The sequence below is a fragment of the Caballeronia arvi genome (assembly GCF_001544695.2).
GTDB classification, from domain to species: Bacteria; Pseudomonadota; Gammaproteobacteria; order Burkholderiales; family Burkholderiaceae; genus Caballeronia; species Caballeronia arvi.
The window spans coordinates 34,705-49,042 of record NZ_FCOM02000005.1 but is presented as its reverse complement, the minus strand read 5'-3'; the positions used below and the strand labels follow the sequence as shown (position 1 = coordinate 49,042).

Here is a 14,338-nt window from a genome sequence, read left to right as displayed (position 1 = left end):
CGAGCGCTCGATTCAAACGAATTCAAACAAGCGGCAGCAGGCACGGCGATCCCGGCACAAGCTGCCATCCACACTGGAATAAGGAGAAGCTATGAAGCACACGATGACCAGGCTGGCAGCAGCCATGACGCTCGCCGGACTGTCGCTCGCGGGGACCGCATTTGCACAGCAAGTCGAGGACGTGAAGGTCGGTTATGCCGGACCGCTGACCGGTGCGCAGGCGCACTACGGCAAGGACATGGAGAACGGCATCACGCTCGCCGTCGAAGATTTCAACGCCACGAAGCCGACGATCGGCGGCAAGCCGGTTCGCATCGTGCTGAACTCGGCCGACGATCAGGCCGACCCGCGCACGGGCACGACCGTCGCGCAGCGCCTCGTCGATGACGGCATCAAGGGCATGCTCGGCCACTTCAATTCGGGCACGACGATCCCGGCATCGCGCATCTACGCGAACGCGGGCATCCCCGAAATCGCGATGGCGACCGCGCCGGAATATACGACGCAGGGCTTCAAGACGGCCTTCCGCATGATGACCTCCGACACGCAGCAAGGCTCGGTCGCGGGCGAGTTCGCGGTGAAGAACCTGAAGGTCAAGAAGATCGCGATCGTCGATGACCGCACGGCTTACGGCCAGGGTCTCGCCGACCAGTTTGAGAAGGCGGCGAAGGCGGCGGGCGGCACGATCGTCGTGCGCGAATTCACGAACGACAAGGCCGTCGACTTCAAGGCGATTCTGACCAAGATCAAGTCGACCAATCCGGACCTCGTGTACTACGGTGGCGCGGATTCGCAAGCCGGCCCGATGGTCAAGCAGATGAAGACGCTCGGCTTCCGCGCGCCGCTGATGGCGGGCGAAATGGTGAAGACCGACACCTTCGTGAAGATCGCGGGCGACGCGGCGGATGGCACGGTGGCATCGCTCGCCGGCCTGCCGATGGACGAGATGCCGGGCGGCGCGGCGTACTCGGCGAAGTACAAGAAGCGCTTCAACGAAGACGTGCAGACGTACTCGCCGTATGCCTACGACGGCGCAATGGCGATGTTCACCGCGATGAAGGCAGCCAACTCGACGGACCCGGCGAAGTACCTGCCGTTCCTCGCGAAGACGGACATGCAAGGCGTGACGGCGAAGCACCTGTCGTACGACTCGAAGGGCGATCTGAAGAACGGCGGGATCACGCTGTATAAGGTCGTTGGCGGGAAGTGGACGACGCTGCAGAGCGTGGGCGGGAAGTAAGCGGGTTTTGCTTTGGTTGAACGGCTCGGCCGCGAAAGCGGTCGGGCCGTTTTGTTTCTAGCTTGCTGTTCGAACTATTTTCGCGAACGTGCCTTTCTGCCCGGTGCCTTCCTGATAACTCACTTCCATGCCTTCTTCGAGTTCGTCCGGGTCGATATCAGTGAGAGCCTTATAGGGAAAGAACATGTTCTTTAGACCGATCTCTGGTCTGATGAGACCATACGTTTCCTTCAACACATCGATGAAGCCGACCTTCCAATCCGCTTCCGCGGCCCCGGAAGGCGGTTGACGGTCTCGTCGGCGCTGGAACAGTCCGCTAAGAACAACACGTTCGTCGCCAGAGGTAGCGTCCATTCGGTCGATGATCTCTGACATCACGATGGAATAGTTCACCTCTCTGAGCAACATCTGACTCGGCCGTGCGACTTGGATCTCACCGCTCGCGGTTTCGTGTGTGAAGAACCAACTGACGGTCATTACGCGGATTCCAAGTGTCTTTAGCTTGCGCGCGAGTGGAATATAGTCGCCATCGCTCGCAATCAGAACGACGACATCGAAGTGCTTGTAGATGGCGAGTTCGAACGCTTCCAGCGCGAGCCAGACATCGACGCCCTTTTCCTTCCCGACGAAGTTCATCGGAAGATAGTGCGCAGTGACGTTTTCTCGCATGAGCATGTCATCGACTACGCGCTCATTGAATAGCGTCTTCTCACTGCTTTTTTGAGCGGAAAAGCGTCCGCGAAAGTAGTGCGCGTCGATGACTTGGCAAGCACGGTGCTCGACCTCTTCGTGAACGCCAACGCAGTACCGAATGTAGTCGTGAAGGCCTGAAACAGAAATCCACGCCTTCTTCTCATGCTGATGGTTGTAATACTTGCTGACGCGATCGAAGTAATTGCCGTCGTAGAAAACGCCGATCTTGGTCAGTTGCCTCGCTGCGTGGGACATCGTGCAGTCGCTCCTTTTTATCGATTATCGAGTCGGCTCTCTGTAACGAGAACTCGAATTCGATTATCGGAAGCGACCCTGCAAGTTTGATAGTGCGGAATGCTGAATTAAATCTGCCAAAAAGCAGGTCATTCGGACGATTTCCTGACCCGCTTCCACCCCGTCACCATCGCCCGAATCAAATTCTCGCGCGTCCACAAGCTCATCAAAATCGCCGCGACGACATGCACGCACACGCAAACCTCGACGGCAATCGACAGCCAAGCATGAATTTCCTGCGGCCAGTCTTCGCCCCAGAACGCATCGAGCCTCATGATCCAGCCGGACACCGCGAGCGCAAGAATCAGGAACCACAGCAAGAGCGCCATCAGCCCGCCGAGCGGATTGTGCGACAGGTGATGCATCGGCTTGCCCTTCGCAAGCGAGCGCAGATATTCGACGAGATGTGAAACCCTCGGCCACCACGCGGAGAATCGCGCATGACGCGACCCGATGAAGCCCCACGCGATCCGCGCAATGACGAGCCCCGCCGCGACATAACCCAATAAGCGATGCGTGGAATCCGTCGGCCCGAACAGATTCCACAGCACGATGCCCGCGACGACCCAGTGCGTGAGCCGTACGAAGCCGTCCCAGACTTTCACTGCGTGAGCGTCACTCGACTTCCGACTTCACGACAGCCAGCGTCTTCGTGTCGTAATAGATCTCGACCTTCTTGCCGTCCTTGTTGTGGCCGTAGATCTCGTAGCAATTGCCATCGACCTTGAATTTGCGAATCTTGTAGCCTTGGGCCTCGAGCTGCGCCTTGGCATCCGATTCTTTCATCCATTCGCTCTTCGGATGCGCCGTGCAATCCGCCTTCGCGAACGCTGCGCCCGAAAAACCCAATGCCAACGACAAAGCCAGAACCTTAAGCATCGCTAACTCCCAGTGGTTTCGAACTGGCTACTCTACTGCCACCGGAAGCGCGCTGCAAGCAGATCGAAAGTTTGTCTCTTAGCCCTGCCCTTGCTGGCGAATTTGTTCGAGTGTCGCGCCCGGCGTGCTCTGATCCTGCGGAATTCGGATCTCGATGACCGCCGGTAATCCCGACGCCTGCGCGCGCTCGAAAGCGGGCATGAACTGGTCCGTCGTTTCGACGAGTTCGCCGTGCGCCCCGAACGCGCGCGCATACGCGACGAAGTCCGGATTCGTGAGCCCGGTCCCGTGCACGCGATTCGGATAATGCCGCTCCTGATGCATGCGGATCGTGCCGTACTGCGCGTTGTTCACGACGATGAAAATCACGCCGAGCCCGTACTGCATCGCCGTGGCGATCTCGTTGCTCGACATCATGAAGCAGCCGTCGCCCGCGAACGCAATCACCGTGCGCTGCGGATAAAGCGACTTCGCGGCGATCGCGGCGGGCACGCCGTAGCCCATCGCACCGCTCGTCGGCGCGACCTGCGATCTGAAATGCCGATAGGAATAGTGCCGATGCAGCCACGTCGCGTAATTGCCCGCGCCGTTCGTGAGGATCGAGTCGGCGGGTATCTTCTCCGCGAGCTGACGCATGATTTCGCCGAGCTGAATGTCGCCGAGCATCGGACGCGGCTTGCGCCATTCGAGATAGGCCGCGCGCGCGGCTTCCGCGCTGCCGTCCCATGAAACGGTGGCGGGCGGCGCCAAAGCGGCCAGAAGAGACGCGATTTCCGGCATGCCCGACACGATCGGCAGATCCGCGTTGTACACGCGCCCGAGCTCCTCCGCGCCCTGATGCACGTGGATGAGTGTCTGCTTCGTCTTCGGGATGTCGAGCAGCGTGTAGCCGCCCGTCGTCGATTCGCCCATGCGCGGGCCGAGCACGAAGAGCACGTCGGCATCGCGCACGCGCGCGGCGAGCGCCGGATTGATGCCGAGGCCGACATCGCCCGCATAATTCGGATGCTCGTTGGAAAGCGTGTCCTGATAGCGGAAGGCGCAGCCCACCGGCAGTTTCCACTGCTCGACGAAGCGCGCGAAATCCTGCGTCGCCTCGGTCGTCCAGCCGCTGCCGCCTGCGATCACGAACGGCTTCTTTGCATTCGCGAGCAATTCGCGCAGGCGTTCGATCTGCGCCGCCGACGGCGATGCCGCCACGCGCTGATAACGCGGCGCGGGCGGCGCGGCGTCGACGGCTTCGGTCAGCATGTCTTCCGGCAGCGCGAGCACGACCGGACCCGGACGGCCCGACGTCGCCGCGTGAAACGCATGACTCATATATTCCGGCACGCGGCGCGGATCGTCGATTTGCGCGACCCACTTCGCCATCTGCCCGAACATCCGCCGATAGTCGATTTCCTGAAATGCCTCGCGATCCATGTGTTCGCGCGCGCATTGGCCGATGAGCAGGATCATCGGCGTCGAATCCTGAAACGCGGTGTGCACGCCGATCGACGCGTGCGTCGCGCCCGGCCCGCGCGTGACGATCGCGACGCCCGGCCGGCCCGTCAGCTTGCCGACCGCCTCGGCCATGTTCGCCGCGGCCGCTTCGTGGCGGCAGACGATCGTCTGGATCTGCGAGGTTTCGTCGTGCAGGGAGTCGAGCACCGCAAGGAAGCTTTCTCCGGGCACGCAAAACACGCGTTCGACGCCGTGATGCACGAGCGCATCGACGAGAAGACGCGCACCGGTGGTCTGAATCTGAGCAGGGACAGCGGACGCCATGCGAGGAAGTCTCCGTTTTATATGTGAACAGACCCTAGAGCTTACGCCGTCGCGCCGATGTCAGGCCAGAAGCGAGGCGGAATCTTTTTCCGGTACGCGCAGCCGATCGAGCCGGCGCTGCATTCCCATCAGCCGAAATACCCCTTTTTCTCACCGTTTATCCAGCGATGGACGACAGGTGAAGTTCGCAATAATGGCTTCACTGAAAAGCGGACACGGCAACGAGCCAAGTGGGTCCGCCTCGCAAAGATCGCAGTCTCATACCTCATCGGGGGCAAGTTTGAACATTCGTAAATTCATCGGCGCGAACAGCCGCGACGCATTGCGCCAGGTTCGTGAAGCGCTCGGCCCCGATGCCGTGGTGTTGTCCAATCGCACGCTGGATGATGGTTCCGTCGAAATCGTCGGTGTCGCGGACAGCGATATCGCATCGATCTCGCCCGCCGCGAAAGAACAGGCCGTGCGTTCGTCCGGCACGTCGCGCGCCGCGCTGGCCGCCGCCGCAGCGACGATGCCGGTCCGGCAATCCGCCGCGAATCCTTATGCGAGCGGCGACGTGTTTTCGTCGGTTTTCGGCGCGAACACCGACGCCGACGATGAATTTGACGTCGAGCCCGAAGCGCATCCCGACGACGAAGCGCCGCGCACGATGGCCGACACGAATCCGTGGCTGATCGAGCACGCGAAGCGCATCGCGCAGCAGGCGGCGATGCCGTCGAACCGTCCGCTTACGGCGTCCGCGGCGATCGCTCGCGGCATGGGCGTGCCGGTGCAGGTATCGGCGCAGGAAGCGCGCGTCGAGAAAGCGCCGGAAACGGGCAAGTACGCGATGCGCCAGCAAGCGAAGCGCACGGAAGCTGCGATCGAGCCGAAAGTCGAAACGCCCGGCTGGGCGCGCGAAGCCGCGCAGGTCGCCGCACGCCGCGCCGCGCAGAAGATCAACGCGAATGCCACGCACGCCGATGCGCCCGCCGCGAGCAACGCGCCCGCCACGCCGGAAAACGCATTCGAAGCCCTGCCCGCGAACGCGGCGGCCGTCGTCACGGAAGCGATCCGCGCGCGCATGGAGCAGGTCGTCAACGAAACGGTGATGAACGAGCTTTCGTCGATGCGCACGATGATGGAAGAGCACTTCTCCGGTCTGCTCTGGGGCGAGCGTCAGCGCCGCAACCCGACGGGCAGCGCGCTCACGAAGCGTCTTTTCTCGGCCGGTTTCTCCGCGCAACTGGTTCGCATGATGGTGGAAAACATGCCGGAGATGGAGAGCGTCGAAGGTGCGCTCGAGTGGGTGCAGCAAGTGCTCGAATCGAACATCCCGGTGATGGACAGCGAAGACGCGCTGATGGAACGCGGCGGCGCATTCGCGCTGATGGGTCCGACGGGCGTCGGCAAGACGACGACCACGGCAAAGCTCGCGGCGCGCTGCGTGATGCGTTTCGGCGCCAGCAAGGTCGCGCTGCTCACGACCGACAGCTACCGGATCGGCGCGCACGAGCAACTGCGCATCTTCGGCAAGATTCTCGGCGTGTCGGTTCACGCGGTGAAGGACGCCGCCGACCTGCAACTCGCGCTGTCCGAGCTGCGCAACAAACATATCGTGCTGATCGACACCATCGGCATGAGCCAGCGCGATCGCATGGTCTCCGACCAGATCGCGATGCTGTGCGGCGCGGGCCATCCGGTGCAGCGCATCCTGCTGCTCAACGCGACGAGCCACGGCGACACGCTCAACGAAGTCGTGCAGGCCTACAAGAGCGCGCCGGATCAGCCGCCGCTCGCGGGCTGCATCCTCACGAAGCTCGACGAAGCAACCAACCTCGGCGGTGTACTCGATACGGTCATCCGCTACAAGCTGCCGGTGCATTACGTGTCGACCGGCCAGAAGGTGCCGGAGAACCTGTACGTCGCCACGAAGCGTTTTCTCATCAAGAGCGCGTTCTGCATCCCGCGCGACGGCTCGCCGTTCGTGCCGCAGGACGAAGAAGTGCCGGCGCTGCTTTCCGCATTGTCCGCGCGCGCCACGACCGAAATGCATGGGGTGCACTTTGGATAAGTTCGTGCTCGACCAGGCGGAAGGTCTGCGACGGCTCCTCACGCGCGCTGGTTCGCGCGTAGTGGCGGTCGCGGGCGGGCCGGCGGGCATCGGCTGCACGTCGGCGGTGGTGAATCTCGGCGCGGCGCTGTCCGTGCATGGCAAGGACGTGCTCGTGATCGACGAGCATCGCGACGCAGGATCGGTCAGCCGTCTCGCGGGCCTCGATGATGCGGGCGCGCTTGCAGCGGTGATGTCCGGCCGCCGCGCGCTTGCCGATGTCGTCGAGCGCACGCCGTTGGGTTTCTCGCTGATCGCGGCGTCCCGCGATGAACGCATCGTCCACGATGCCGCGCAATGCCGCGCATTGCTCGACGGTCCCGCGGACATCGTGCTGATCGATGCGCAACTCGATCGCCACGGTGCGCTGTCGACGCTCGCGGCACAGGCGCATGACTTTCTCATTGTGACGCGGGTAGCCGCGTCGGCGATCACCGAAGCGTATGCGTGCATGAAGCGCCTGCATTACGCCCATGCGATCGGCCAGTTCCGCGTGCTCATCAATCACGTGCAGAACCCGGCCGACGCGGCGGTCGCGTTCGACAACCTGTCGGGCGTCGCGAGCCGGTATCTGGCCGTGTCGCTCGTGCAGGCGGGATATGTGTCCGAGGATGCGCGCGTCGCTCGGGCGAAGGAACTCTCACGCTGCGCAGTCGAAGCGTTCCCGGCCACGGCCGCGGCACGCGACTACCGCGCGATTGCGGCGGAGCTCCTCCACTGGCCGATGCGCCCCGCGCAGTACATGCGCGCGGCGGGCGGCCAGGCAGACGCGCAAATTCCGGTTGGCGACTCTGAACAGGGTGGGCGGGAGGCGGCGCGACGAGCGGCTGCGTTTCACGACCTTGCAATGAGCAGCACGGCGTCGATGTGATCAAGATAGGTGACCAAGATGTATAACGCCCAAGGCAAACTCTCACAGTCGGAAGTGCTGACGAAATATGCACCGCTCGTTCGCCGGCTGGGGCTTCAGCTCGTCGCCAAGATGCCGGCGAGCGTCGATCTCGACGATCTGATCCAGGCCGGCATGATCGGCCTCCTCGACGCGGCGAGCCGCTACAAGGAAGATCAGGGCGCGCAGTTCGAAACCTACGCGAGCCAGCGTATCCGCGGCGCAATGCTCGACGAGCTGCGCGCGAACGACTGGCTGCCGCGCAGCATGCGCAAGACGTCGCGCGAAGTGGAATCGGCGGTGCACAAGGTCGAGCAGAACCTCGGCCGCTCGGCGAGCGAGATGGAGATCGCGGACCACATGAAGCTGCCGCTCGACGAATATCAGTCGATGCTCCAGGATCTGCACGGCAGCCAGTTGATCTATTACGAAGACTTCGATCGCTCCGCCGACGACGAGCCGTTCCTCGACCGCTATTGCGTCGATCGCTCGGACCCGCTGTCCGCATTGCTCGATGACAGCCTGCGCGGTGCGCTGATCGAAGCCATCGACAAGCTGCCCGAGCGCGAGAAGCTCCTGATGAGCCTCTATTACGAGCGCGGCCTGAATCTGCGCGAAATCGGCGCGGTGATGGAAGTGAGCGAATCGCGCGTGTGCCAGCTGCACAGCCAGGCGGTCGCGCGTCTGCGCACGAAGCTGCGCGAGCAGGCCTGGACGACCGTCGAGGCTTGAGGCTTTTTAGTTAGTGTCGAAGTCGCGCGTCTCGGCGAACACGGTCTTGCCTTCGCCGAGACTTTTCGCGCGATACATCGCACGGTCGGCGGCGCGCAGCACGGCGGTCATGCCGGATTGATGCGCGGCTGCCGCGCTGGACAGCAGACATGCGCCGATGCTCGCCGATACCGACACCGGCCGTTCCTGCACCGACGTGATCGCGCCCAGCACCGAATGGATGCTGTCGGCGACGGCGAGCACCGCGGCGCGATCGCGCACCTGATGCGCGAGCACGACGAATTCGTCGCCACCGAGACGCGCCGTCGTATCGGATTTGCGCATGCGCCTGGCGAGCGATTGCGCGAAGGATTGCAGCAGCATGTCGCCGACGGCGTGACCGTAGGTGTCGTTCACTTCCTTGAAGCCGTCGAGATCGATGAGCAGCAGCGCGGTGGCGGCGTCGCCATCGGCTTTGGGCGTGGTCATCGCGCGATCGACGATCTGTTCGAGCGCGTAACGGTTCGATAGTCCCGTGAGCGGATCGGTCGATGCCTGGCGCGCGAGATCGCGATTGGCATTCCCGAGACGATCGACGAGCACGCTCAGATACACCGACGCGGCCAGCACGCTCAGACCCAGCCCGATCGCGGCGGGGATATTCGCGTTCCACCACGGCTGCCCGATGGAGAGCGTCACGACGATGACGAGCGCGGTTGCGCACGAGACGGCAAGCGTGCGCTTGCCGTAACGGCATCCTGAACCGATCAGAAACCAGAACATCACCCAGATGAGCGGCAGCGCGATGGCGCCGCCCGCCGCGAGCGCGAGCCCGAGAATCGATTGATCGGCGATGGTCGTCGCGGTGAGACGTATCTGCGATGGCGACGTTGCGCGGCTCACGATGAGCAGCGTGATCGCGCCATAAGAGACGTAAAGCGCGATGATGCGCATGACCAGCAGTGCATCGCGCGAGGGATGGAGCCACGAGAAGACGCCGTAGGCCAGAAGAACCGCTGCGCCCATCCAGACACGTAGCGTGGCCTGCTCGCGTTCGGGATTCCGGTTCCCGGACCATGCAAAGGCATAGCCCCGGCGTGCCGGCTGATGCACCTGCTCCATACTGAACCCCTGGATGGTGATTTCTTTCTTTTATCTTGCTGTTATTTACTGCTGCCCCGACGCACGGCACCGGCGAGATTGCACCGGGCGAGCGATCCGCTATTTTGCAACGTTTTGCGAAGATGCTGTGTTTCGTGTAAGTACGGCTTTCGCACGACCTTTTCGACTTCACCGCGATGCGCGACGAATCTTTTCTTTCTCTGGCCGGCGAATGGCTGCCGGTCTGCAATAGCGAGGACGTGCCGGAGGGTGGCGCGCGCGGTTTCATCGTCGCGGATGAAAGGATCGTCGTATGGCGCGACAGTATCGGCGTGGCGCATGTGTGGCGGGATTACTGTCCGCATCGGGGCGCGCAGTTATCGCTCGGGCATGTGATGCGCGACCAGATCGTATGTCCGTATCACGGCTGGCGTTACGACATCGAAGGGGAGTGCTTGCACATTCCGTCGAATCCGTCGCTAAGGCCGGCGAAGCGTGCCTGCGCAACGACCTTCGTCAGCGAGGAGAAATATGGCGTCGTGTGGATGTGTTTCGGCGAGCCCGCGCATGCGCTCGATTTCTTTCCCGAGGCCGCGATTCCAGGCGGCAGACGCATCAATCTCGCGCCGCAGACGGTGAGGACATCGGCGCCGCGCGTCGTCGAAAATTTTCTGGATATGGCGCACTTCTCGTTCGTGCATGCAGGGATTCTCGGCGATGCGGCGCATACGGAAGTGCGCGATTACGACGTCGTTTCGGTCGATGGCGGGCTCGAGGCGCGGCAATTTCGATATTGGCAGCCTGCCGGAATGCCGGGGCAAGGCGGCGGCGCGATGATCGATTACGTGTATCGCGTGAAGCGTCCGTTGATCGCGAGTCTCACGAAGATGGCGTCGGGCGGGATGGGGGCGTTGCATATCATGCTGGCGGCGTCGCCGGTCACGCAGACGGAGACGCGTGCATGGCTCGTTTCCATCCATGAGGACGATGCGGTGCACAGCGATCGGGAGCTTTACGACTTCAATATGGAGATCCTGATGCAGGACACGCCGATCGTGGAGTCGCAATGGCCTCGGCTTTTGCCTCTCGATCTGGATGCGGAGTTACATCAGCGATGTGATCGGATGGCGGTGGAGTATCGGAGGTGGTTGAGGGGGAGGGGGTTTGGTTGGGGGACCGTGCTCGGGAAAAGAGTCGTCGAATGATGGCGCTTCTCTAGAGACGATTGGCGCGCCCGGCTGGGATCGAACCAGCAACCCCTGCCTTCGGAGGGCAGTACTCTATCCATTGAGCTACGGGCGCATCGGCGGGGAGCCTTGCGAGGCGGAAAAACGAAAGCGCCGGTAAAGAAACCAGCTGCAAGGCCCATGCGAATCCGAGAGGATACCTGCTTTCCATGACTTCGTCCATCGCGCGGGCCTGACCACCGCGCGCTAGAACAGTCGCAAAGCATCACACGATTCGGGTAAACGCCGTTCCACCGCGCCCGCCACCTCGCGCCGACAGTTAAGCGTTCCGTCTATAATCGACCGTGCCTTTCCCCAAGGCGCGCGCTTAAGCGCATTGCCTTAGCTGTCACGCTGTCACTGAACCGACTCACACCAAAAAACGGGAGACGAGACAAGCATGAGCGAAGCACCCCACGGAGCCCCGATCAAGACACCCGGCCAACTCATCGCCGCGGTCATCGCGGGATTCGGCATCCCGGTCGCCATCATCATCCTGCTCGCGGTGTACGTGAACAACGCGACACGCATCGGCGCGGGCACGGACATCGAGCAGTCGGTTAAGGAGCGCATCGCGCCCGCCGCACAGGTCGATATCCGCGATGCCAACGCGCCGCGCGTCTACAAGACCGGCGAGGAAGTCTACAAGGCCGTGTGCTCGACCTGCCACGCGGCAGGCACGGCAGGCGCGCCCAAATTCGGCGATGCCGGCGCGTGGTCCGCGCGTATCGGCGAAGGTTACGACACGCTTCTGCACAACGCGCTGAACGGCAAGGGCGCGATGCCCGCGCGCGGCGGCACGAGCCCCGACGACTACAGCGACTTCGAAATCGCGCGCGCGGTCGTCTATATGGCCAACGGCAGCGGCGGCAAGCTCGCGGAACCGGCTCAACCCGCGCCAGGCGCGGCGGCATCCGCAGGCGCTTCGGCGCCCGCCGCGGCTGCGGGTGCGCAAGAGAATGCGCAAGCAGCGGCAGCCGTCGCGGCGCTCGCATCGGTGCCGCAGGCCACGGCGGCGCCGGCAGCGGGCGCGCAAAGCGCCGACGCAGCACAGGCCGGCAAGGCGCTCTACGAACAGGTTTGCCAGGCATGTCACGCGGCCGGCGTGCTCAACGCACCGAAGTTCGGCGACAAGGCCGCCTGGGCGCCGCGCCTCAAGGAGCCGATGGACACGGTCTACAACTACGCGCTGCACGGCAAGGGCGCGATGCCGCCGAAGGGCGGATCGAACGCTCCGGACGCCGATGTAAAAGCGGCCGTCGATTACATGGTGAACGCGTCGAAGTAACCGGCGATCAGCTTTTCTGCAGAAGCGCCTTCAACATCGCCATGCGGTCTTTCGGCGACAAAGGCGCTTCTTCCTTGGTCGGCGGCGGGGCATCGTCGAGCAGCATCTCGGGGATGAAGCGCGACGGCTCGCACACCACCGTCTCCCGCGCGCGCTTTCTCTTCTTGCACCAGTTCAGATGCAAACTGCGCTGCGCCCGCGTGATCGCAACATACATCAGCCGCCGCTCTTCCTCGATGCGCGAATCGTCGACGGGCGCGTCATCGTCCGAAGCGCCGCGATGCGGCATGATGCCTTCCTCCACGCCCACCAGAAACACGTGCGGATACTCCAGCCCCTTCGACGCATGCACAGTCGATAGCCGCACGGCGTCCGGGTCTTCTTCCTTGCCTTCGAGCATCGACATCAGCGCGACGGTCTGGATCAGGCCGAGCAGGTTCTTGCCTTCATCGGCGAAACCGTCGGCAGTGTCGTAGCCCGTCCGCTCCGTTCCGGCCGAAGGCTCCGGCTTCGTCCCCTTGCGCTTCAGCCATTCTAGAAACTCGAGCACGTTCTGCCATTTCGACTGCGCCTGACGCTCGTCGTAGGCATCGTAGAGATACGACTCGTAGTGGATGGCTTCCATCATGTCGTCGAGCACTTCGGTCGCGGGGTCGCGCGCCGCCCGGTCCGACAGACGCCGCATCCACTCGCAGAACGTGCGCAGCGGCTCGACCTGCCGCGCCGACAGACGCGCCTCGATGCCGCCCATGAACACCGCCTCGAACAGCGACACCTTCGCCGCGCCCGCAAACGCGCCGAGCGCTTCGAGCGTCGTGTTGCCGACGCCGCGCCGCGGAGTCGTGATCGCGCGGATGAACGCGGGATCGTCGTCGGGATTTGCGATCAGACGCAGATAGGCGATGAGGTCCTTGATCTCGGCCTTGTCGAAGAACGATTGCCCGCCCGAGAGCACATACGGAATGCGCTCACGCCGCAGCACCTGCTCGAAGATGCGCGCCTGAAAATTTCCGCGATAGAGAATCGCGTAGTCGCGAAACTGCGTTCGCCGTTCGAACTTGTGCGCCGACAATCGAAACACGACGGACTCCGCCTCATGCTCTTCGTCGTTGCAGCCGGTGACGGTGATTGTGTCGCCCATGCCGTGCTCAGACCACAGCTTCTTCTCGAACAGCTTCGGATTGTTCGCGATGACGTTGTTCGCCGCCGTCAGAATCCGCACCGTCGATCGATAGTTCTGCTCCAGCTTGACCACATGCAGCTTCGGAAAATCCTTGCCGAGCTGCGCGAGGTTTTCGATGGTCGCGCCACGCCAGCCATAAATCGCCTGGTCGTCGTCGCCCACCGCGGTGAACGCAGCGCGCGGGCCGGCCAGCAGCTTCACCAGCTCGTACTGGCAGGCGTTCGTGTCCTGATATTCGTCGATGAGCAGATAACGCAAACGGTTCTGCCACTTGTCGCGCACCTGCTCGTTTTCCGCGAAGAGTTGCGCGGGGCGGAGGATCAGATCGTCGAAATCGAGCGCCTGATACGCGTGCAAGGTCGCGGCGTAGCTGCGGTACACGATCGCCGCCTGATGCTCGTCCTCGTTGTTCGCGAGCACGGCGGCCTGATCGGGCGAGACCATCGCGTTCTTCCACAGCGAAATGATCGACTGGATCTTGCGGATCAGGCCCTTGTCCGTCGTGCCGAGCTGCTCCTGAACCATCCCGAAGCAATCGTCCGAATCCATGATCGAGAACTGCGGCTTCAGGCCGACGTGCTCCGCTTCCTGCCGCATGATCTGCACGCCGAGCGAGTGGAACGTGGAGATCGTCAACTGATTGACGGGAATCTTGCGGCCTTCCTTGCCGGGCGTCGTGAGCGTCTTGCCTTCGAGGAGCTTTGCCGTGCGCTCGCGCATTTCGAGCGCGGCTTTGTTCGTGAAGGTGAGCGCGGCGATGTGCTTCGGCTCGAAGCCGCGTCCTTCGATCAGATGCGCGATCTTCTGCGTGATCACGCGCGTCTTGCCGCTGCCGGCGCCGGCGAGCACAAGACAGGGACCATCGAGATAGCGCACGGCTTCGCTTTGCGCGGCGTTCAGACCTGCGGACATCGTGTTGAGCTTGGAAGTTTGGCGCGCGCGGCGGGACCGGCGCATGGAGGAGAGCGCGATGTT

General features: G+C 63.0%; 12 protein-coding genes and 1 tRNA gene. 6 read left to right on the top strand and 7 right to left on the bottom strand.

The window, feature by feature from the left end; genetic code table 11:
• The first annotated feature begins 91 nt into the window (after positions 1 to 91).
• Complete coding sequence (locus tag AWB74_RS07915; RefSeq protein WP_061122073.1) at positions 92 to 1,240, top strand: branched-chain amino acid ABC transporter substrate-binding protein; 1,149 nt, start codon at positions 92 to 94, stop codon at positions 1,238 to 1,240.
• Between the two features lie 57 nt (positions 1,241 to 1,297).
• Here the strand turns inward: AWB74_RS07915 and AWB74_RS07910 are convergent, their stop codons facing one another.
• From AWB74_RS07910 to AWB74_RS07895, 4 genes are all read right to left on the bottom strand, one after another.
• Positions 1,298 to 2,188: an NYN domain-containing protein gene (locus tag AWB74_RS07910; protein WP_061146235.1), complete on the bottom strand. Its 891-nt coding sequence runs from the start codon at positions 2,186 to 2,188 to the stop codon at positions 1,298 to 1,300.
• 128 nt (positions 2,189 to 2,316) lie between these two features.
• On the bottom strand, positions 2,317 to 2,832 hold the full coding sequence (locus AWB74_RS07905) for a cytochrome b/b6 domain-containing protein (RefSeq protein ID WP_061146234.1): 516 nt from the start codon (positions 2,830 to 2,832) through the stop codon (positions 2,317 to 2,319).
• 10 nt (positions 2,833 to 2,842) lie between these two features.
• Positions 2,843 to 3,106, bottom strand: a complete 264-nt coding sequence (locus tag AWB74_RS07900) for a PepSY domain-containing protein (protein WP_061146233.1) — start codon at positions 3,104 to 3,106, stop codon at positions 2,843 to 2,845.
• A gap of 78 nt (positions 3,107 to 3,184) precedes the next feature.
• Positions 3,185 to 4,873: a thiamine pyrophosphate-binding protein gene (locus AWB74_RS07895; protein ID WP_061146232.1), complete on the bottom strand. Its 1,689-nt coding sequence runs from the start codon at positions 4,871 to 4,873 to the stop codon at positions 3,185 to 3,187.
• Between the two features lie 280 nt (positions 4,874 to 5,153).
• Here AWB74_RS07895 and flhF point away from each other — a divergent pair, with 280 nt between their 5' ends.
• From flhF to AWB74_RS07880, 3 genes are read left to right on the top strand one after another with little or no spacing between them, the layout of a single operon-like run.
• Entirely contained in the window at positions 5,154 to 6,926 is a 1,773-nt protein-coding gene (gene flhF, locus AWB74_RS07890) for a flagellar biosynthesis protein FlhF (protein WP_061146231.1), read from the top strand.
• Positions 6,919 to 7,836: a MinD/ParA family ATP-binding protein gene (locus AWB74_RS07885; protein ID WP_061146230.1), complete on the top strand. Its 918-nt coding sequence runs from the start codon at positions 6,919 to 6,921 to the stop codon at positions 7,834 to 7,836. The genes flhF and AWB74_RS07885 overlap by 8 nt, the downstream gene beginning before the upstream one ends.
• Before the next feature lie 18 nt (positions 7,837 to 7,854).
• Positions 7,855 to 8,586, top strand: a complete 732-nt coding sequence (locus AWB74_RS07880; protein ID WP_061146229.1) for an RNA polymerase sigma factor FliA — start codon at positions 7,855 to 7,857, stop codon at positions 8,584 to 8,586.
• 6 nt (positions 8,587 to 8,592) lie between these two features.
• Here the strand turns inward: AWB74_RS07880 and AWB74_RS07875 are convergent, their stop codons facing one another.
• A complete protein-coding gene (locus AWB74_RS07875; RefSeq protein ID WP_061146228.1) occupies positions 8,593 to 9,687 on the bottom strand; it encodes a GGDEF domain-containing protein in 1,095 nt (364 codons plus the stop codon).
• A 176-nt stretch (positions 9,688 to 9,863) separates the two neighbouring features.
• On the opposite strand from AWB74_RS07875, the gene AWB74_RS07870 reads away from it, so the two are divergent.
• Complete coding sequence (locus tag AWB74_RS07870; RefSeq protein ID WP_061146227.1) at positions 9,864 to 10,871, top strand: aromatic ring-hydroxylating oxygenase subunit alpha; 1,008 nt, start codon at positions 9,864 to 9,866, stop codon at positions 10,869 to 10,871.
• A gap of 21 nt (positions 10,872 to 10,892) precedes the next feature.
• On the opposite strand, the gene AWB74_RS07865 is transcribed toward AWB74_RS07870, so the two are convergent.
• Positions 10,893 to 10,968 (bottom strand) — tRNA-Arg (locus AWB74_RS07865).
• 324 nt (positions 10,969 to 11,292) lie between these two features.
• Between AWB74_RS07865 and AWB74_RS07860 the strand changes: the two genes are divergently transcribed.
• Positions 11,293 to 12,180, top strand: a complete 888-nt coding sequence (locus tag AWB74_RS07860) for a c-type cytochrome (RefSeq protein WP_061146226.1) — start codon at positions 11,293 to 11,295, stop codon at positions 12,178 to 12,180.
• A 7-nt stretch (positions 12,181 to 12,187) separates the two neighbouring features.
• Here AWB74_RS07860 and AWB74_RS07855 read toward each other — a convergent pair whose 3' ends face one another.
• The gene (locus tag AWB74_RS07855; RefSeq protein WP_061146419.1) at positions 12,188 to 14,275 is read right to left on the bottom strand and encodes a UvrD-helicase domain-containing protein; all 2,088 of its coding nucleotides are present in this window, start codon (positions 14,273 to 14,275) and stop codon (positions 12,188 to 12,190) included.
• Between the last annotated feature and the right edge of the window lie 63 nt (positions 14,276 to 14,338).

Bases quoted from the DNA above. Each gene is read 5' to 3' on its own strand.
- AWB74_RS07880 (WP_061146229.1), top strand. From the start codon at position 7,855: ATGTATAACGCCCAAGGCAAACTCTCACAGTCGGAAGTGCTGACGAAA.
- AWB74_RS07910 (WP_061146235.1), bottom strand. From the start codon at position 2,188: ATGTCCCACGCAGCGAGGCAACTGACCAAGATCGGCGTTTTCTACGAC.
- AWB74_RS07895 (WP_061146232.1), bottom strand. From the start codon at position 4,873: ATGGCGTCCGCTGTCCCTGCTCAGATTCAGACCACCGGTGCGCGTCTT.
- AWB74_RS07900 (WP_061146233.1), bottom strand. From the start codon at position 3,106: ATGCTTAAGGTTCTGGCTTTGTCGTTGGCATTGGGTTTTTCGGGCGCA.
- AWB74_RS07915 (WP_061122073.1), top strand. From the start codon at position 92: ATGAAGCACACGATGACCAGGCTGGCAGCAGCCATGACGCTCGCCGGA.
- AWB74_RS07855 (WP_061146419.1), bottom strand. From the start codon at position 14,275: ATGTCCGCAGGTCTGAACGCCGCGCAAAGCGAAGCCGTGCGCTATCTC.
- AWB74_RS07875 (WP_061146228.1), bottom strand. From the start codon at position 9,687: ATGGAGCAGGTGCATCAGCCGGCACGCCGGGGCTATGCCTTTGCATGG.
- AWB74_RS07870 (WP_061146227.1), top strand. From the start codon at position 9,864: ATGCGCGACGAATCTTTTCTTTCTCTGGCCGGCGAATGGCTGCCGGTC.
- AWB74_RS07860 (WP_061146226.1), top strand. From the start codon at position 11,293: ATGAGCGAAGCACCCCACGGAGCCCCGATCAAGACACCCGGCCAACTC.